Here is a 17,475-nt window from a genome sequence, read left to right on the forward strand (position 1 = left end):
CTAGATCAGCCACTTCGTCTCTCCCTTATTATGAATTATGAAGTGTGCAGGGTCGTGAAAGCCCGGAAGTGAATACGCGATGCGAAACCGGGATTCATTTATATGCGGTACGTCTGGATGTTACTGTAGCAGCCCGAGGGAGGGCTTCCGAACCGGCCTCTGTTCTTATCTGCAATATAAGCGAAGAAAGACTCATACGTATTGCAGACAAGTTCACGACCAAAATGCCATTGTCATAGCTGAAGGCGGCCCAACTGATCCTTGATATCAGCGGTAATAGGAGTTGGCCGGCCGGTTTCCAGGTCAACCACCACCATGACACTGTTGGCGACCGCATGGACACCATGAACGGTCGTCGCACCCCCGGTCAGCTGAAAGGATGTATTGCCCGCCCGGCTGGCACCGATGACCAGCTCCACGGGGTTGGAGCTGGGCCGGTAATGGCTGAAGCTGATGTCCAGGGCCGCGATCAGTAGACCCCGCTTACCGAAATCGATGGTGCGCAGGAAACCAAAGCGCGCCTGCTCCATGTACCGGACGATGGCCGCCTCACTGCGCTGGCTGTCGGCGTCCATATCCGCATAGCGGGGGGTCAGCTCACGGCTGATGGGGAATCGGGAGAAGTCCTTGGCCAGTTCCAGATAAGCGGCCTCGGGCAGGGGTTCCGCCATGGCCGGCGCATCGGTCCGGAAGCTGTTGTAAACCTGTGCCGGCAGAGGAACCTGCTCGTGGTTCAGAAAAGCGCCCAGAACGCAGTCCTGGATGCCCACCAGTTGGCCATTTTGATAAAGCTGGCTACGCAGCCGGACACTCTGTGCATCACAACCCAGCACCTCCACACTGAACGCGATCCCGCTGCCATAGAAACTCATCTCACGGTACTGGGTAATGGTGCGCAAGGGCCTCAGGCGCTCCGAATCGGAAAACCAGGCGTTAGCACCGAAGCGAGCCACCAGAGCCTGGATACGGGCTTCCAGGTGCAGCTGGTATACCCGGGAATTATTGACGTGGCGCCAGGTGTCCAGGTCCGTATAGCGAGGTGTAATCGTACCGCGGAAAACGGCGGAGTTGGCGTTTTGGTCTGTCATGATTCGAGCATCCTGTGTTCCTGGCGATTCTTGAACGGGAAAGCATCCATTTTCCGCGCATTTGCGCAAGCTACCTCGTCGTAAGCGACGATTGCCAGCCCTTCCTTCAGCCGCCACTATGAAACCCCGAATCAAACTCCTGAATCCAACAATAACCCTGGAGCCACCCATGAGGCACAAGGCGCCCACCGTTTCCGAGGCCGTCGACACCCGCCTGTCGGTGCGCGGCTTCACCGACAGGCCCGTCGACGGCGCCATCATCCGACGGGTACTGGAGAAAGCCGGGCGTTCGCCTTCGGGCGGCAACCTGCAGCCTTGGCAACTGTATGTCCTCGGCGGTGAAGACCTCGAGGCGTTCAAGGCCATCATGGCCACTCGGGTGAAGGAGGCACCCAGCGGGGAGGATCCCGAATACCACGTCTACCCGCCGGGCCTGAAATCGCCCTATCGTGACTATCGCTTCCAGGTAGGCGAAGACCTGTATGGCCTGCTCGGCATCCCCCGCGAAGACAAGGCCGGCCGCATGGGCTGGTTCGCCCGCAACTATCAGTTCTTCGGCGCCCCGCTGGCGCTGTTCTGCTACGTGGACCGGCAGATGGGGCCGCCCCAGTGGTCCGATCTGGGCATGTTCCTGCAGACGGTGATGCTGCTGCTTCGCGAGGAGGGCCTGGATTCCTGCGCCCAGGAGTGCTGGAGCCTTTACCACAGGACCCTGAAGGATTTCCTCGATCCACCGGATGAGTTCATGCTGTTTACCGGCATGTCCATCGGCTACCTGGATGAAGCGGACCCGGTGAACCAACTGCGTACCCGCCGTGCCGCCCTGCAAGACTTCGCCCGTTTCCGGGGGATCTGACCCGGCGGTTTCTATCAAGTAAAAAAGCCGCCCTGTTTCGTCGTTTCGGACGATGACAGCAGGGCCTCGCCGCGCTATTGGTGCCAATGGCATTCAGCAACAGGAGACAAATGCATGTCCGGACTTTCCGCCGAACTCAAGCAGGTTTTCAAGGAACACGCCGACAAGGCCCGCCCGGTGAAGCAGGCCGCCGTGCTTGGCGCCGGCATCATGGGGGGTGGCATCACCATCACCTGCGCCACCCAAGGCGTACCGGTGGTGATGAAGGATATCACCCAGGCGCAGCTGGACCTGGGCATGAAAACGGCGACCAGCCAGGTCAATCGGCTGGTGAAGAAGGAGCAGATGACGCAGGAGCAAGCGGACCAGGTGCTGGCCAGCATCGAGCCCACCCTGGCATACCAGGGCTTCGACAAGGTCGACGGCGTCATCGAGGCGGTGGTGGAAAACCTCGGCCTCAAGCACAAGGTGCTGGATGAACTGGAAGCCGTGGTGCGTGACGACACCCTGATTGCCACCAACACCTCCAGCCTGCGCATCGATGATATCGGCCAGCACATGAAGCATCCGGAGCGCTTCGTGGGCATGCACTTCTTCAACCCGGTTCCGGTCATGCCCCTGGTGGAGATTATCCAGGGCACCCGGACCTCCGGCGAGTCGGTCTCCACCGCCGTCACCTGGGCCCTGAAAATGGGCAAGACACCGATCGTGGTACAGGACTGCCCCGGCTTTCTGGTGAACCGCATCCTCACCGCCTATACCCGGGCCTTCCTGCAACTGATCGAGGAAGGGGCTGACTTCGAGCATGTGGACAAGGCCATGGAGGCCTTCGGCTGGCCCATGGGCCCCGCCTATCTGGAAGACGTGATCGGTATCGACACCGGCAGCCATGTTTCCGATGTCATCTCCGCCGGCTACCCGAAACGCATGCCCGCTATCGAGCACGACGCCTTTCGGCTGATGAAGTCGAAGGATCGCCTTGGCCAGAAGAACGGCAAGGGCTTCTATGAATACACGCCGGATGACAGCGGCCGCCCGCAGAAGCATTCCAGCGCCGCGGCCCACGAACTCTTGAAATCAATCCAGCCCAACGGTCAGAAGGAGGTCAGTGTCGAGGAAATCCAGCAACGCATGATGCTGGCGATGATCACCGAAGCCGTGCACTGCCTGGAAGACAGGGTGGTCAATTCCGCCGAGGAGCTGGACACCGCGCTGCTGATGGGCGTGGGTTTTCCCCGGGACAAGGGTGGCGCCCTCCACTACGCCGACAGTCTGGGCGCGAAGGCCATCCTGGAACGGTGTGAGCGCTATCGCCACCTGGGCGTCCAGTACGAGCCCACCGCCACCATCCGCAAGCTGGCCGAAACCGGGGGTAGCTTCTATGACGAATTCCCGGCGGGCAACTGACAGGAGATCCGACCATGAACTATGAACGCATCCAGCTGGCCGTTGACGATGGCATTGCCACCCTCACCCTGGACCAGCCCAAGACCATGAACGCCATGTCGGAGCCATTGCAGCAGGAAGTGATGTCAGCCCTGGACGAAATGGGCACCAACGCCGCCATCAAGGCCCTGATCATCACCGGCGCCGGCAGGGCCTTCTGCTCCGGCGCCGACCTGGGCGCCATGAGCCCGGACTCGGATGGCTCCGCTCTGGGCACCCGGGTCAAGCAGCAGATGGAGGAACTGTCCAATCCACTGGCATTGAAGCTGCGGGCACTGCCTTTTCCGGTCGTTTCCGCCGTCAATGGCGCAGCGGCCGGCGCCGGTGCCAGCATCGCCCTGGCCGGGGACGTGGTGGTGGCAGGCCAGTCTGCCTACTTCCTGTTCCCCTTCATTCCCAAGCTGGGCATCCTGCCGGATCTCGGCGCCACCTGGCTCCTGCCGCGTCTGATCGGCCGGGCCAAAGCCATGGCCGTCAGCCTGCTGGGTGAGCGCATGTACGGCGAGGAGGCGGTCCGCGAAGGCCTGATCTGGAAGTGCGTGGCGGATGAGGCACTTCACAGCGAGGCGATGGCGACAGCCCGCCGGCTGGCGGCCGGCCCGAGCCACGCGGCGCCGGAACTGCGCAAGGCCTTCGACCAGGCTGACACTGCCACCCTCGCCGAACAGCTGGCCTACGAGGCCCAGCGTCAGCAGGAGCTGATCGACAGGCCGACCTTCCAGGAAGGGGTTCGCGCCTTCCTGGAGAAGCGCGATCCGAAGTTCTGACGCCCCGCTTCGCAACGGCTCCTCGAGCCGTTGCCAGCACCGCCTTACAGGGTCCGCAATGTCTTCTTCAGGATCTTGCCCACCGGATTACGAGGGATGGCGTCGACCAGCTTCATCTTCTCGGGAAGCTTGTAGACACTCATGCCCTGCGTCTTCAAGTAGGCGTTGATTTCCTCGAGGGTCGGCGGATCGTCCTCATCCGCAGGCACCACGCAGACACAGACCCGCTCGCCCATGATCTCGTCCGGCGCGGGTATCACCGCCACATCCCGCACCTTGTGAAAGCCCAGCACGGCGTTCTCGACCTCTACGCTGGAGATGTTGAAACCGCCGCGAATCACCATGTCTTTCTTGCGATCGTAGAAACCTACGTGCCGGTCATCCTGCACGACGAACAGGTCGCCGGTGCGGAAGAAGCCGTCAGCGGTGAACGAACGCGCGGTGATGTCCGGACGCTGGAAGTAGCCGGCGAACAGCCCCGGGCTGCGATAGCAGAGCTCGCCGATGCCACCCGGTGCGGTGACCTCCTCATCCCCGTCGCCGAGGATCTTCAGCTCGACCCCGGTGACGCCGGAGGGCCACTCGACGCCTGCCTTGCCCCACCAGGGCAGGTGATCCACCCGCCTTTGCAGGTCCGGCACGTCCGCCGGGCCCGCGACCAGGCAGGTGCCCTCGTTCTGGCCCCAGATATTGACGATGTCGATGTCCCAGCGGCGCTTGAACTCCTGCATCGACCAGGCCGAGGGCGGCGCCGAACCGGTGCTGATGGTGCGCCCGCCGGACAGGTCCAGCTGGTCCACGTTGGGCAGCTTGACGATCATGTTCAGCATCGCCGGCACCAGGATGGTGTACTGGATTCGCTCCTCGGCGAGCTGGCGCAGCAGGATCTGCGGGGCAATCGGATGGTGCAGCACCAGGGTGCCCGCCGCCGCCAGCCACGGCACGTAGTTCACCCCTACCGCGGTCATGTTGACCAGCGGCGCCACGCACAGGATACGGTCGCCCTGCTGCAAGCCGCAGGCAGCGGGCAGCATGCGGCTGAGGTACTCCCAGTTGTTGTGGCTCATGGGGCAGCCCTTGGGATCGGCCTCGGTACCCGACGTCCAGCACAGGGTGAAGATGTCGTTGGCATCCACCGATACCTTCGCCATTGCCCCGGGCTCGCCCTGGGCGATGGCGCTCAGCTCCCGCAGGCCGATATAGCGCTCGAAGCCGAGCGCCTGTCCCAGGGCCTGGTAGTCGAAGCCGTGAAACTGCTCGGCCGAGACATAGAACCGTGCCCCGGTCGTTTCCTTGACATAGCCCACGTCCTTGCGACGCCACTGCATGGGCAGCGCCGACAGCAGCCCGCCGGCCTTCGCCGCCGCCAGGTAGAGCATGGCCAGCTCCCACACATTGGGCAACTGCGCCACCAGCACGTCGTCCCTGCCGAAGCCCCGGCTGGCCAGCCCGGCCGCCACGGCGTCCACCGCCCGGCCAAGCTCCGCCCAGGTCAGGCGCTGGGCGGGCGTGCCCACCAGTTCATCCCGGTTGGGCGGGTCCACCACCGCCTCCCGGTCCGGGTGCGCGGCAGCGTGGGCGGATAGGTAGTCCAGCAGGGTCTTGTTGCCCCAGTAGCCCTTGCCGGTGTAGGCCTCGATCAATTCAGGCTTGTGCAGGATCATGGTACATCGCTCCTTGCCGTGGAGGTTCTTGTTGTAGTCTGGCCTTGCAGGCCATGACGCTTCGCATCGACTCCTAGCAGACTCCCTCTCAGCAGCGCTCCTGGCACCCGCTCCGGGACATGGGTTGTGTGGAACCGTTGTGGGGAAGCAGCCGGGCAGCGCCGACCTATCCAGCCTAATATTGTCCCTGGACCAGGGCCTCGTCCGTTCCGACGAGTCGAGGGGGCCGGCACCTCAAATCGTCGAATCGGACGAGGCCACTGCTTCCAGGGTGCGAGACACTGGCGCAAGGTATCGCCGCAATCACAGCACACACGCCTCGCCACAACCACAACAAGTTCGAGGAGAGTCTCATGCACGCACTGATGCAAGACAGGCCCCTGCTTATCTCGTCGCTGATCGAGCACGCCGCCACCTTCCATCCGCAAACCGAAATCGTCACCAAGACCGTGGAAGGTCCCACGCACCGGACCCACTACCGGGGGATCCATGGTCGTTCCAAACAGCTGGCCAACGTCCTCAAGACCCTGGGCGTGGCGTTCCAGGACCGGGTAGGCACCCTGGCCTGGAACACCTATCGCCACTACGAGCTTTACTTCGGGGTGTCCGGCAGTGGCGCCATTCTGCACACGGTCAACCCGCGCCTGTTTCCGGAACAGCTGATCTATATCATCAACCACGCCGAGGACAGGGTGCTGTTCTTCGACATCACCTTTGCCGACATGCTCAAGCAGCTGGCGCCACACCTGCAGACAGTCGAGGCCTTCGTGGCCATGACCGACCGGGCGCACATGCCGGCGATCGACCTGCCGAACCTTTATTGCTACGAAGAGCTCATGGACGCGGCCAGCGACGATTACCAATGGCCGGAGTTCGATGAGCGCACCGCCTCTTCCCTATGCTATACCTCCGGCACCACGGGCAAGCCCAAGGGGGTCCTGTACGGTCATCGCTCCACGGTGCTGCATTCCCTGGCGCAGGTCGCACCGGACGGCTTCGGGCTCAGCAGCCGAACCACGATGATGCCGATCGTCCCCATGTTCCATGCCAACGCCTGGGGCGCGCCCTACTCTGCGCCGATGGCGGGTGCCAAGCTGGTTTTACCCGGGCCGCACATGAATGGCGAAAGCCTATACAAGCTGATGAAAGAGGAGAAAGTCACCTCCTCTATAGCAGTACCCACCATTTGGTTGATGCTATTCCAGTACCTGGACGCCACCCCCGAGGCCAGCCTGGAAGAACTGAGCCTGAACGATGTCGGGGTGGGCGGCTCAGCGCCCCCGATTGCCATGATCGAGCGCTTCCGCAAATCCGGCATCGACCTGATCCAGGCCTGGGGCATGACCGAAACCAGTCCGCTGGGGGTTGTCAACAAGCCGCTGCCCAAGCATGACAGTCTCAGTCCGGCCGACATGGCGAAACTCAAGACCAAGGCCGGTCGTGGTGTCTGGGGTGTGGAGATCAAGACCGTCGACGATGACGGCCTGCGCCTGCCCTGGGACGGCAAGACGCCCGGCCACGTCTATGTAAGGGGCCCCTGGGTCGCCAGCGGTTATTATCGTGAGGGTGAAAGCAAGCTGGACAGCGAAGGCTTCTTCCCCACCGGGGATATCGGCGCCATCGACCCGGACGGCTTTCTGCAACTGGTGGACCGGTCCAAGGACATCATCAAGTCCGGGGGCGAGTGGATCTCGTCCATCGAACTGGAAAATACCGCTGTCTCCCATCCGCAAGTGGCGGAAGCGGCGGTCATCGGCATTGCCCACCCCACATGGCAGGAGCGCCCCTTGCTGATTGCGGTGCTCAAGGCTAACGCCACCATCGGCAAGGACGAGCTGATGGCCTTCCTCGAGCAGCATGTGGCCAAGTGGTGGCTGCCGGACGACATCCTGTTCGTCGACGAATTGCCCCACACTGCCACTGGCAAGCTGCTCAAGAGCAAGCTGCGGGAAGAGTACGGTGGCTTCGCGCAGGCCATCACCGGCTGAGTCGATATCCCGCCGGCCTGAAGGCTGGCGGGAACGCTGCGGCGCCTCCCTGTTCACGACGCGTCTGCTGGCGGCGCCGGCCATATCTGGCGGCGCAGACGCTTTCCCGGCCGCCTGCGCCTCCTCGGCCGCGCGTGCGGGTGTGGGCGGAGTAGCCGAACGCCAGCTCAGGTCGCCACTCTGGCTGAAGATCGGTGGCGTGGTGATCCCCAACCGGCGCGTCCGCCTGATGCTGAGCAGCCACTACCTCGGTAAGGATCTCTTCTGACACTGACCCGGAAGCTGGTGCCGGGATGAGGGGCCGTGCGTCCTGAAGCCAGGAAAGCGATCAAAAAGTGACCGATCTTCGCTACATCCAGCGTGACGAGCCGGCCTGCTCACTGGCGATAAAAGCGCCAGCCCAATCGGTAGGGGTAAGAGAAGAACGGTCCGCACAGCGCCACAGTGAGGGAATCAGGCCACAGCTTGACGGCGATGTGTCATGTCGCCACGACCGGCCAGGATGCCATCGATGGAAATATCCTCGTCTAGGGCGTCCCAATGGATGCCCCGGGGACTCAGCTCATAGTCGGCGAGTTGTTCGGGGGTGGCGTTGAGCAAGCGCGGGAACCACGCCAGAGGGACACCAATCGTGCGTCCGTCGCTCAGCTCGACCCAGAAACTATCGGCGTCGAAGGTCACATGCTTAGGCGAAGTAGTCATGCCAGGCACTCTCCAGTTGGTCCCGGTGGGTGACCACCAGGGTAGTGATCTTGCGCAGGGTCTTCGCATCGAAGCCATCATTGCGAGCTAGCTGAACCTCGGGAGTTAGCCAGAACTTGGCTTCAGAGCCGGCCTTGAATGCATGGATATGGGCCGGTTCACGCGGGTCGCCCTCGTCCGAGTAGAAGAAAAACTTAAAGCCCTCCAGGCGCAGGATAGTCGGCATCAGGTGCGAACCCGCTGCTCTTCCATCTCGAACCCGGACACTATCATCAGGGAAAAGGTCGCGTTCACGTGGCTTCTTTCGGGCGTCATTGATTTGGGCTCAGTGTAGCCCGACAGCGTCAGCGCCAGCAAAGCCTCCCGGGAGCTTGGCAGCAATTCTAATTTTGACCTCGGGCCTGGTTGAAAGCGGGCTGACGCCGTCGACGGCACCCGAGCGGAGCACCCAGAGGCTGGACATATCGCGCGGCATGATGTAGAGCATCGTACCCAAATTGGTCTTGGTGAATATCGGTCAACGGCACGAGTCGGCCACCAATTTCCTGCATCACCACGCCGCGTCTGGTGACGGCGTCGGCACCGATCTGGCGGCGCAGACGCATTCCCGCCCGCCTTCGCCGCAGCCGCGCGGGTATCGGCGGCCAAGAACTGGACGGTTGTCGTTCAGCTCCCTGGCCAGCCTCCTTCAGCGCCCCGGCCAGTTGGGGACACGTTTCTCGTTGAACGCTGCCATGCCCTCTTGGGCATCTTCGGTCAGGGCCATGGCGGCCAGCTGGGTTTCGGTATAGGCGATGGCCTGTTCGAAGCTCATATCCTCGATGGCCTTCATGGCGTACTTGCCGCGACGGATGGCGGTGGGCGACTTGTCCGTCAGGCGGCCGATCAGCCAGTCCACCTTGGCATCCAGCTCCTCCGGCGCCACCACATGGCTCAGCAGCCCATGCTGCAACGCCTCGTCCGCCGTGAACGGCTCACCGCTCAGTGTCCACTCCCGCAGTACACGCCGGGGCACCAGGCGCTGCATCAGGCTGAGCACTTGCATGGGGAAAAGGCCCACCTTGACCTCCGGCAGGCCGAATTTCACATAGCTGTGGGCCACGGCCATGTCGCCCATGCAGAGCAGGCCCATGCCGCCCGCCATGCAGACACCGTTCACCCGCACGATGCAGGGGGTGGTGGCGTTTACCGCCAGCCGGAGCAGATCGGCGTATTCCGCATTGGGTTTCGCGTAATCGAAGGCGAAGCCTTGGCCCGGCTGCAGATCGCCGCCGGCGCAGAACGCCTTGTCGCCGGCAGCCGTCAGCACGATGACCCGGATCGCCGGATCGGATTCCGCCTTGCGATAGCCCTCACCAATGCGGGCGATCACCTCGTGGTTGATGGCGTTGCGCTTTTCGGGTCGGTTGATGGTGATCCACAGGGCCGCACCCTGCTGTTCCAGTAAGACAGCTTCTTGTTCCGACATCATGGCTCTCCTGGTTGCTCAGTGGCTTGCGGCCGGGGCGGCTCTCTCAGCAGGGATCACTTCGGCAATCACCCTGCCGGCGCTGACCTGCTCCCCTTCGCTGACCGTAAGCGACACGATCGTGCCTGCCACTGCCGCCACGTGAACATGCTCCATCTTCATGGCTTCCAGCACGATGACCGCCTGGCCCGCCTCGACCGTATCACCCTCGTTGGCAAGAAGGGCCACGACCCGACCGTTCATGGAGGCCCGGATGACGCCGTCACCGGCTTCGTCCCCGGCCACGGCGGCCTCATGGGTATGATCGTCCACCCGGTAGGACTGGCCACGGTAGCGCAGATAAAGGCGAGATCCCTCACGCAGCATCTCTGCGCGCTCCGACAGGCCCCGGCAAGTGAACCGGACCCGCGATCCCTCGACAGCATCCAGCGTCAGCTCGGTGGGGTTATTCCCTAGCTGAATCCGGAAGCTGCCACTGCCCCGATGGCTCACCCTCGCGTCGGCGGCTTCCCCGCCCACGCTGAAACGGAAAATGATCGGCAGGCGATGGGTGATGGTACTGATCGCTCCCCCGTAGCTGCCCTCGCCGTTCGTGGCGTACAGCAGCACGGCGGCGAGTAACCTGGCGCGATCATCGGTGTCCTGGTCCCTGGCCAGCAGCTCGTTCTGATGGCGCTGCACAAAGGCGGTGGTCGCTTCGCCCTGGATGAAGGTAGGGTGCTCCAGGCACGCAATCAGAAACGCCTGGTTGGTCTCGACGCCCAGCGCCGTGGCATCCTTCAGACCACTGACCAGACGCCGGCGAGCCTCTTCCCGATCGGCGCCTACGCTGATCAGCTTGGCGATCATGGAATCGTAGAAGGGCGGAATCTCGGCGCCCGACTCCACCGCATCCTCGGCACGAAGAGACGAGGGCATGTGCCACAGGGCCATGGTACCGCTCTGGGGCATGAAGCCTTCACTGGGACTTTCCGCGCACAGCCGCACTTCGATGGAGTGACCCTGGAGCACGATGTCATCCTGGCTCAGAGGCAACGGCTGGCCGGCGGCTACCCGCAGTTGCAGTTCCACCAGGTCCAGGCCGGTGATGGACTCGGTAACCGGGTGCTCCACCTGCAGGCGGGTGTTCATTTCCATGAAATAGAAGTTGCCGTCCTGATCCAGCAGGAACTCCAGGGTGCCGGCGCCCTCATAATCGATGGCCTTGACCGCGGTGACGGCGGTCTCGCCCATCCGCGCCCGCAGCGCCGGAGACACCGCCGGCGAAGGCGCCTCCTCCACCACCTTCTGATGGCGACGCTGGATGGAGCAGTCCCGCTCGCCGATATAGACGGCGTTGCCGTAGCGGTCCGCCATGATCTGGATCTCGATATGGCGCGGGGCGATGATCGCCCGTTCCAGGATCACTTCCGGACTGCCAAAGGCACTCTCCGCCTCGGACCGGGCGCTGCGCAGGGCCGCCGGAAAATCTTCCGCCTTCTCCACCAGGCGCATCCCCCGGCCGCCGCCACCGGCGGTGGCCTTGATCATGATCGGGAAGCCGACGTGATCCGCTTCCCGGATCAGGCGTTGCTCATCCTGATCCTGCCCTTGGTAACCGGGCACGCAGGGCACGCCCGCTTCCATCATCAGTTGCTTGGCGCCGGCCTTGTGCCCCATGGACTCGATGGATTCCGCGGACGGGCCGATAAAGACAATGCCAGCCTCTTTGCAGGCCCTTGGCAGCCCGGGGTTCTCGGCCAGGAAGCCGTAACCGGGATGGATGGCATCGGCACCGCTGAGCGTTGCCGCCTCGATGATCCGGTCGATGCGCAGATACGAATCCGCCGGCAGGTCGCCGCCGATGGCCACCGCCTGGTCGGCCGCCCTGACATGGCGGGCGTTCCTGTCAGCCGAGGCGTACACCGCGACGGTCCGATAGCCCAGCGCACGGGCAGAGCGGATGACGCGGAGCGCGATTTCCCCCCGGTTGGCCACCAGCACCTTGGTAAAGGGCGTCGGTTTGTTTGCTGTTGTCGTGGTCATGATAGTCAGACACCGTTCTCATTCTTGGGCCGGCAGTGGCCGGTTCCGGGATTGCGCCAGGATCAGGGGCGCGCCACACCGAACTGCATCCTGTGGGGCTCGCGCCGCTCTGCGTCACGACAGACCGACAGCACGTAAGAGAGCACAGAGCGGGTCTCGCGGGGGTCGATCACGCCGTCATCCAGGAGCCGGGCACTGGTGGTGAACACGTCCATCTGGCTCTCGAAGGTGTCGACGATCTTCTTTTCCATGGCGGCAAGTTTCGCGTGGTCCACCTCGCCGGTCTTGCGTTTCATGACCGCTTCGGTGACGTTGGTCATGGTCTTGGCGGCCTGTTCCGCGCCCATCACGGCGGTCTTGGCGTTGGGCCAGGAGAAACAGAACCTCGGCGCGAAGCCCCGTCCGCACATGCCGTAGTTGCCCGCGCCGAAGGAGGCACCACAATAGAGGGTGATCTGCGGCACGGTGGCGTTGGTGACGGCCTGGATCATCTTGGAGCCGTGCTTGATGATGCCGGCCTGTTCGTACTCCTTGCCGACCATGAAGCCGGTGGTATTGTTCAGGTAAAGGATCGGCGTCTGGGACTGGCAGCAGGCCTGGATAAAGTGGGTTGCCTTGGTGGCGCCGGCCGGATCGATGGGACCGTTGTTGGTAATAATGCCCACCGGCAGGCCTTCGATCTTGGCGTGGCCGCACACTGTGGAAGAGCCGTAGTTGGCCCCGAACTCCAGGAAGTAGGAGTCGTCCACGATGCGGGCGATCACCTCTTTCATGTCCACCGGACGCTTGTAGTCCATGGGCATGATCCCCAGCAGTTCCTCCTGGTCATAGCGCGGCGGCCGAAAGGTACGCGGCTTGTCTTCCGGCAACTCGCCATCCCAGTCAAGCTGGGCGACGATTTCCCGCACCATGCGCAGGGCGTCCCGGTCATCCTCCGCCAGGTAGTCCCCCAGGCCGGAGATGCTGGTGTGCATTTCGGCCCCCCCCAGCTCTTCCTCAGTGGCGATTTCACCGGTGGCGGCCTTGAGCAGCGGCGGCCCGGCAAGAAAGGCTCTGGAGCGGTTACGAACCATGATGATGTAATCGGACAGGCCGGTCTGGTAGGCACCGCCCGCGGTGGATGAACCGTGGGTGACCGTGACCACAGGCAGTCCGGCCGCCGACAGGCGCGCCAGGTTGGCAAACAGCGTACCGCCGTAGATGAACTGCTCTACCTTGTATTTCAGCAGGTTGGCGCCGGCGCTTTCCACCAGTTGGACGTAGGGCAACTTGTTCTGGAGGGCCAGCTCCTGCACCCGCAGCTGCTTTTCAAGGCCCATCGCCTGCATGGCACCGGCCTCGATACCCGAATCGCTGGCCGACAGCATCACCCTCACCCCGGAAACATAGCCGACGCCGGCCACGATACCGCCGCCGGGTACGCTTTTTTCCAGGTCCAAGGTATCCAGGCCATAGCCGGCCAGGGTAGACAGCTCGAGGAAGGGCGCACCGGGGTCCAGCGCCAGGGCGATACGCTCCCGGGGCAGCAGCTGACCCCGCTTCTCGAACCGCTCCTTGGAGGCCTCGGACTGGGTCCGGGTACGATCCTCGAGTTCGCGGATGCGTTCCAGCAGGGAGAGCATGCTCCGTTGATTGTCGCGAAAGGTGTCGCCGCCAACCGCTAGTTTGGACTCGATGACTGCCATAGGCTTGATATTCCAGGTTGGTGAATTCTCCGCTGGCGTCAAACACCAGCGCTTATTATCGGACTATGCTGAAAGCATCCTGTGTGGCCGTCTTGTGTGAACTGGCTGGCCAGATTCATGAGCTGGCTTTTCAACATAAATTTGATCAAGCGATTGGTCAATACTACAATCAGAAAAAACCAACAAGCGGGAAGAGCCCTTTATGATCACGCTGTACCACTGTATGAGTGCCCGCTCCTTCCGGGCGTTATGGGCACTGGAAGAACTGGGACTGGACTATGAATTAATGATGCTGCCGTTCCCGCCGCGGCTGTTCAAGAAGGAGTATCTGAGCATCAATCCGCTGGGCACCATACCGGCCTTCTTTGACGGCGATACCTTCATGACCGAGTCGTCCGCCATCCGCCATCGCCCAGTACCTGGCGGAACGCTATGGCCAGGGCCAACTGAACATCCCGGTGGATGACCCCCGTTACGGCGCCTACCTGAACTGGCTGCATTTTGGCGAGGCCACCCTCACCTTCCCCCAGACCCTGGTGTTGCGCTATACCCGGCTGGAACCGCAAGAACGGAGAGTGCCGCAGGTCGCGGAGGACTATAAGAAGTGGTTTCTGGGAAGGCTGCGGGCCGTGGAGGCCTCACTGGAAAACACCTCGCCCTGGCTCCTTGGCGACACCTTCAGCGCCGCCGATGTCTCCGTGGCCTACGCCCTGATGCTGGCGGAAAACCTGGATATGGCAAGCGGATTCGGCCCCGAAACCCGGTCCTACTGGGAAAGGGTCCAGCAGCGTGATGCCTTCCAGCGGGCGCTGAAGCGTCAGGCAGAGGCCGCCACGGCTCAGGGCGTTTCCTGAGCACGATCGCGACGCAGAAGGCAGGGCCCTCCCGGGCACGCTGCCTGACAGGCCGCGAAGTCCCGGTGCCGGTCAGGCGCTGCTGCCGCAGCGGCCGGCGTCCTCGACTTCCGCCAGAAAGCTCAGGATGGCCTCGTTGAAGACATCATTCTGATCGCCCGCCACCATATGGCCGGCACCGCCGACATCCACTGCGCGCGCGCCGGGAATCAGCTGCAGGAAGTCCTTGACGCCCTGCTCACTGACCACGTCGCTCATCTTGCCCCGTACGAGCAGGGTAGGCACCTCGATGTTGCGGGCCGCCTGCCGCAACCGCTCGACGTGACGGACGGACTCCGGTATGCGGTCACCCTGGACGAAGGCCGGATCCCAATGCCAATACAGGCGCTCGTCCTTCCCTACCCGCAGGTTCTTGCGTAGCCCCTCACGGGAGCGGGGCTTGGCCTTGCGGTGCGGCATATAGGCGTTGACGGCCGCCACCACGTCTTCATAGCAGTCGAAGCCGTCCACGTGCGCCGACATGAACTGGCGGATACGCTGTACCCCTTCCAGCTCGACCTTGGGCACGATGTCCACCAGCACCAGCCCGTGGATGGGCAGGTGTGTCGCCTCCCCGACAGCGAGCAGGGAACTGATGCCACCCAGGGAGGCGCCAATCAGTACGGGGGGCTGTTGCAGGTCCGACACGATGGCCTGTACATCCTCCACGAAGCGGTCGAGGCTGTAATCGCCCATGGGACACCAGTCGCTTTCACCATGGCCACGCATATCCACGGTCATGGCCCGATAGCCGTTTCCCGCCAGGATGCGGGCCAGTTCGCCCCAGGAGTGCCGGGTCTGACCGCCACCATGCAGCAGGACCACCGGCGGGTCTCCCGGGTCACCGGCCACGTCAGCGGCGAGCCTGAGCCCCGCGGCGCCGTTCAGATGGATGCGTTGCATAGATTTTCTCCGCTGTTACGACCCCACCCGTGACGCGGCAGAGGATCATTCGTCGCTGCAAGCTTATCGAGCGCTTGCTATTTTACCTCAGTCCCCGGGTATCGAGGCGCTACCATACCCGGGCCGCTTTCCCGCGACTCAGATCAGCCCCCAGTGGCGGGCGTCCTGCTCCGGCACCGGAATCTCCAGTTCCAGCAGCACCTGGGAGTAGGTCTTACCCTGCGGGTCGAGGTGAAGCGAGCTGACGCCCCCTCCATCCAGCGACTGCGCCAAGAGGAAATTGATGCCATGGATGCCCGGCAGGGGATAGGCGGTTACCTCGCCACGAGTCAAGCCGCTGAAGCAGGCCTTTACCCGCTCCGCCGTGAGGGCCGCGCGAATCACATCGAAATAGCGGGGGTCCCGGGCGATCACACCGATATTGGCGTAGTCGCCCTTGTCGCCACTGCGGGCGACGGCCAGGTCGACCAATGGCAAGGCGAGCGTCCGGCCTTCCGCTACACGGGGCGGCTCGAGCGCAGCGGCGGGTTCTGGTCGGCCCTGGCCACGCAGGCACTCCAGCGGCAAATCGACGGGCTCGCCGCCGACCTTGACGGTCACCGGCACCTGGGCCTTGTCGATCAGCCCCGAAAACAGGCTGACGACCGGACTGGGCCGCGGGCGCCCCGGCGTGAGCCCAGTGACCGCGGGCGACATGGACAGGGCGGCACCGACAAACTCCTTGGAGAAAAGCTCCACGCCCTCCTTGTGCGGGTGATGGACGCCCAGGCGCAGAACCACTTCCCGGGCCCGGCGCGCCTCCGGGCGCGCATGGTCGCCGAACATGGCTTCGGAGCCGATGACCTGCAGGTCGCTCTTGGTAAAGGCTGGCAGGCCCGCTTCCTCCAGCATGGCCGTGGTGCGATTGCGAATCGCCTCGCCCATGCGCCGGGCCTTTGCCACGGCATCCCGGCCCACGATCACGAAACTGCCGATGCAGCTAAAGCCGCCCACATAGGTGGCGCTGACCTTGTAGCTGGCGGTGGGCTCCCGGCCCCGGGCGCCGGTGATCAGGACCCGGTCATCGCCTACCTGTGCCATGGTGACCTGCGTGAAATCGCAGATCACGTCCGGCAGCACATAGCTGTGCGCATCGCCGATCTCGTACAGCATCTGCTCAGCGGCGGTGAGCACCGAGACCCGCCCCCCCGTTTGCGGCGGCTTGGTCAGCACGAAGCTGCCATCGGCGGAGACCTCGGCGATGGGGAAACCGGTGTTTTCCCAGCCCGCCTGGGTCTCTTCCCAGTCAGTGAAGTTGCCGCCACTGGTCTGTGCACCACATTCGATCAGATGGCCCACCAGGCCGCCGGCTGCCAAGCGATCGTAATCTTCCGGCCGCCAGCCAAATTCATGGATCAGCGGTCCTACCGCCAGAGCACTGTCGACACAGCGACCGGTCACCACGATGTCGGCACCGGCAGCCAGGGCCGCGGCAATGGGGAAGGCGCCCAGGTAGGCGTTCACGCTCATGACCTTGTCCGGCATGGGCGCACCGGTTTCCATTTCCCGCAGGTCCTTTTCCCGCAGCTCGTCGGCCCGGTCCAGCAGGTTGTCCCCTTCCACCGTGCCGATTTTCAGGGTCACGCCGGCCTCTTCCGCCACGGCCTCGAGCGCCCGGCGGCAGGCCTGCAGGTTGATCCCCCCGGCATTGGCGATGACCTTGATGCGCTGGTCGGCAATGTCCCTGACCCAAGGCTTCATGACCCGGTCGATAAAGTCCGTGGCGTATCCCGCTTGCGGGTCACGGGAGCGGGCCTTGGCGAGAATCGACATGGTGATTTCTGCCAGATAGTCGAGGATCAGGTAGTCCACGCCCCCATGGCGGATCAGCTGCTTCGGCCCCAGCGCGGTGTCGCCCCAGTACCCGGAGGCACCCCCTATTTTGATAACCTTGTCTGACATCTCAACCTCGAATCGCTTGGTGGAACGGCTGGCCGGAGGCCCTTGGAAG

At 63.4% G+C, this 17,475-nt stretch carries 16 protein-coding genes; 7 read left to right on the forward strand and 9 right to left on the reverse strand.

What is annotated here, in order from left to right:
- Positions 1-233: 233 nt before the first annotated feature.
- Positions 234-1,088, reverse strand: coding sequence for a thioesterase family protein (locus NA637_RS20530; RefSeq protein ID WP_256074421.1), 855 nt, complete (start codon positions 1,086-1,088; stop codon positions 234-236).
- 169 nt (positions 1,089-1,257) lie between these two features.
- Between NA637_RS20530 and NA637_RS20535 the strand changes: the two genes are divergently transcribed.
- From NA637_RS20535 to NA637_RS20545, 3 genes are all read left to right on the forward strand, one after another.
- A complete protein-coding gene (locus tag NA637_RS20535) occupies positions 1,258-1,944 on the forward strand; it encodes a nitroreductase (protein ID WP_256074422.1) in 687 nt (228 codons plus the stop codon).
- A gap of 114 nt (positions 1,945-2,058) precedes the next feature.
- Entirely contained in the window at positions 2,059-3,351 is a 1,293-nt protein-coding gene (locus NA637_RS20540; RefSeq protein ID WP_256074423.1) for a 3-hydroxyacyl-CoA dehydrogenase NAD-binding domain-containing protein, read from the forward strand.
- 14 nt (positions 3,352-3,365) lie between these two features.
- On the forward strand, positions 3,366-4,157 hold the full coding sequence (locus tag NA637_RS20545) for an enoyl-CoA hydratase-related protein (RefSeq protein ID WP_256074424.1): 792 nt from the start codon (positions 3,366-3,368) through the stop codon (positions 4,155-4,157).
- A gap of 44 nt (positions 4,158-4,201) precedes the next feature.
- Here the strand turns inward: NA637_RS20545 and NA637_RS20550 are convergent, their stop codons facing one another.
- Positions 4,202-5,821 (reverse strand): class I adenylate-forming enzyme family protein, encoded by a 1,620-nt coding sequence (locus NA637_RS20550; RefSeq protein WP_256074425.1) that lies wholly within the window; start codon positions 5,819-5,821, stop codon positions 4,202-4,204.
- A gap of 353 nt (positions 5,822-6,174) precedes the next feature.
- Here NA637_RS20550 and NA637_RS20555 point away from each other — a divergent pair, with 353 nt between their 5' ends.
- A complete protein-coding gene (locus NA637_RS20555) occupies positions 6,175-7,809 on the forward strand; it encodes a long-chain-fatty-acid--CoA ligase (protein ID WP_256074426.1) in 1,635 nt (544 codons plus the stop codon).
- Positions 7,781-8,077, forward strand: a complete 297-nt coding sequence (locus NA637_RS20560; protein ID WP_256074427.1) for a hypothetical protein — start codon at positions 7,781-7,783, stop codon at positions 8,075-8,077. Before NA637_RS20555 ends, NA637_RS20560 begins: the two co-directional genes overlap by 29 nt.
- Positions 8,078-8,262: 185 nt before the next feature.
- Here NA637_RS20560 and NA637_RS20565 read toward each other — a convergent pair whose 3' ends face one another.
- The 5 genes from NA637_RS20565 to NA637_RS20585 form a co-directional block, all read right to left on the reverse strand.
- Entirely contained in the window at positions 8,263-8,511 is a 249-nt protein-coding gene (locus NA637_RS20565) for a DUF2442 domain-containing protein (RefSeq protein WP_256074428.1), read from the reverse strand.
- Complete coding sequence (locus NA637_RS20570; RefSeq protein WP_256074429.1) at positions 8,495-8,737, reverse strand: DUF4160 domain-containing protein; 243 nt, start codon at positions 8,735-8,737, stop codon at positions 8,495-8,497. The genes NA637_RS20565 and NA637_RS20570 overlap by 17 nt, the downstream gene beginning before the upstream one ends.
- A gap of 462 nt (positions 8,738-9,199) precedes the next feature.
- Positions 9,200-9,979 (reverse strand): enoyl-CoA hydratase/isomerase family protein, encoded by a 780-nt coding sequence (locus NA637_RS20575; RefSeq protein WP_256074430.1) that lies wholly within the window; start codon positions 9,977-9,979, stop codon positions 9,200-9,202.
- An 18-nt stretch (positions 9,980-9,997) separates the two neighbouring features.
- Positions 9,998-12,004 carry an acetyl/propionyl/methylcrotonyl-CoA carboxylase subunit alpha gene (locus NA637_RS20580; protein WP_256074431.1) on the reverse strand — a complete coding sequence of 669 codons (2,007 nt, stop codon included), beginning with the start codon at positions 12,002-12,004 and terminating at the stop codon, positions 9,998-10,000.
- 62 nt (positions 12,005-12,066) lie between these two features.
- Entirely contained in the window at positions 12,067-13,689 is a 1,623-nt protein-coding gene (locus NA637_RS20585; RefSeq protein ID WP_256074432.1) for an acyl-CoA carboxylase subunit beta, read from the reverse strand.
- 202 nt (positions 13,690-13,891) lie between these two features.
- Here NA637_RS20585 and NA637_RS20590 point away from each other — a divergent pair, with 202 nt between their 5' ends.
- Together NA637_RS20590 and NA637_RS20595 are read left to right on the forward strand one after the other, a co-directional pair.
- Complete coding sequence (locus NA637_RS20590) at positions 13,892-14,155, forward strand: glutathione S-transferase N-terminal domain-containing protein (RefSeq protein WP_256074433.1); 264 nt, start codon at positions 13,892-13,894, stop codon at positions 14,153-14,155.
- Entirely contained in the window at positions 14,148-14,543 is a 396-nt protein-coding gene (locus NA637_RS20595; RefSeq protein WP_256074435.1) for a glutathione S-transferase family protein, read from the forward strand. The genes NA637_RS20590 and NA637_RS20595 overlap by 8 nt, the downstream gene beginning before the upstream one ends.
- Before the next feature lie 72 nt (positions 14,544-14,615).
- Here NA637_RS20595 and NA637_RS20600 read toward each other — a convergent pair whose 3' ends face one another.
- Complete coding sequence (locus NA637_RS20600; protein ID WP_256074436.1) at positions 14,616-15,485, reverse strand: alpha/beta fold hydrolase; 870 nt, start codon at positions 15,483-15,485, stop codon at positions 14,616-14,618.
- Between the two features lie 138 nt (positions 15,486-15,623).
- Positions 15,624-17,426, reverse strand: a complete 1,803-nt coding sequence (locus tag NA637_RS20605; RefSeq protein WP_256074437.1) for an acyclic terpene utilization AtuA family protein — start codon at positions 17,424-17,426, stop codon at positions 15,624-15,626.
- Positions 17,427-17,475 lie beyond the last annotated feature (49 nt).

The organism is Stutzerimonas stutzeri (assembly GCF_024448935.1).
Lineage (GTDB): Bacteria > Pseudomonadota > Gammaproteobacteria > Pseudomonadales > Pseudomonadaceae > Stutzerimonas > Stutzerimonas stutzeri_AO.

Excerpts from the sequence above, each read along its gene's own strand:
- NA637_RS20530 (WP_256074421.1), bottom strand. The coding sequence starts at position 1,088 with ATGACAGACCAAAACGCCAACTCCGCCGTTTTCCGCGGTACGATTACA.
- NA637_RS20535 (WP_256074422.1), top strand. The coding sequence starts at position 1,258 with ATGAGGCACAAGGCGCCCACCGTTTCCGAGGCCGTCGACACCCGCCTG.
- NA637_RS20540 (WP_256074423.1), top strand. The coding sequence starts at position 2,059 with ATGTCCGGACTTTCCGCCGAACTCAAGCAGGTTTTCAAGGAACACGCC.
- NA637_RS20545 (WP_256074424.1), top strand. The coding sequence starts at position 3,366 with ATGAACTATGAACGCATCCAGCTGGCCGTTGACGATGGCATTGCCACC.
- NA637_RS20550 (WP_256074425.1), bottom strand. The coding sequence starts at position 5,821 with ATGATCCTGCACAAGCCTGAATTGATCGAGGCCTACACCGGCAAGGGC.
- NA637_RS20555 (WP_256074426.1), top strand. The coding sequence starts at position 6,175 with ATGCACGCACTGATGCAAGACAGGCCCCTGCTTATCTCGTCGCTGATC.
- NA637_RS20565 (WP_256074428.1), bottom strand. The coding sequence starts at position 8,511 with ATGACTACTTCGCCTAAGCATGTGACCTTCGACGCCGATAGTTTCTGG.
- NA637_RS20570 (WP_256074429.1), bottom strand. The coding sequence starts at position 8,737 with ATGCCGACTATCCTGCGCCTGGAGGGCTTTAAGTTTTTCTTCTACTCG.
- NA637_RS20575 (WP_256074430.1), bottom strand. The coding sequence starts at position 9,979 with ATGTCGGAACAAGAAGCTGTCTTACTGGAACAGCAGGGTGCGGCCCTG.
- NA637_RS20580 (WP_256074431.1), bottom strand. The coding sequence starts at position 12,004 with ATGACCACGACAACAGCAAACAAACCGACGCCCTTTACCAAGGTGCTG.
- NA637_RS20585 (WP_256074432.1), bottom strand. The coding sequence starts at position 13,689 with ATGGCAGTCATCGAGTCCAAACTAGCGGTTGGCGGCGACACCTTTCGC.
- NA637_RS20590 (WP_256074433.1), top strand. The coding sequence starts at position 13,892 with ATGATCACGCTGTACCACTGTATGAGTGCCCGCTCCTTCCGGGCGTTA.
- NA637_RS20600 (WP_256074436.1), bottom strand. The coding sequence starts at position 15,485 with ATGCAACGCATCCATCTGAACGGCGCCGCGGGGCTCAGGCTCGCCGCT.
- NA637_RS20605 (WP_256074437.1), bottom strand. The coding sequence starts at position 17,426 with ATGTCAGACAAGGTTATCAAAATAGGGGGTGCCTCCGGGTACTGGGGC.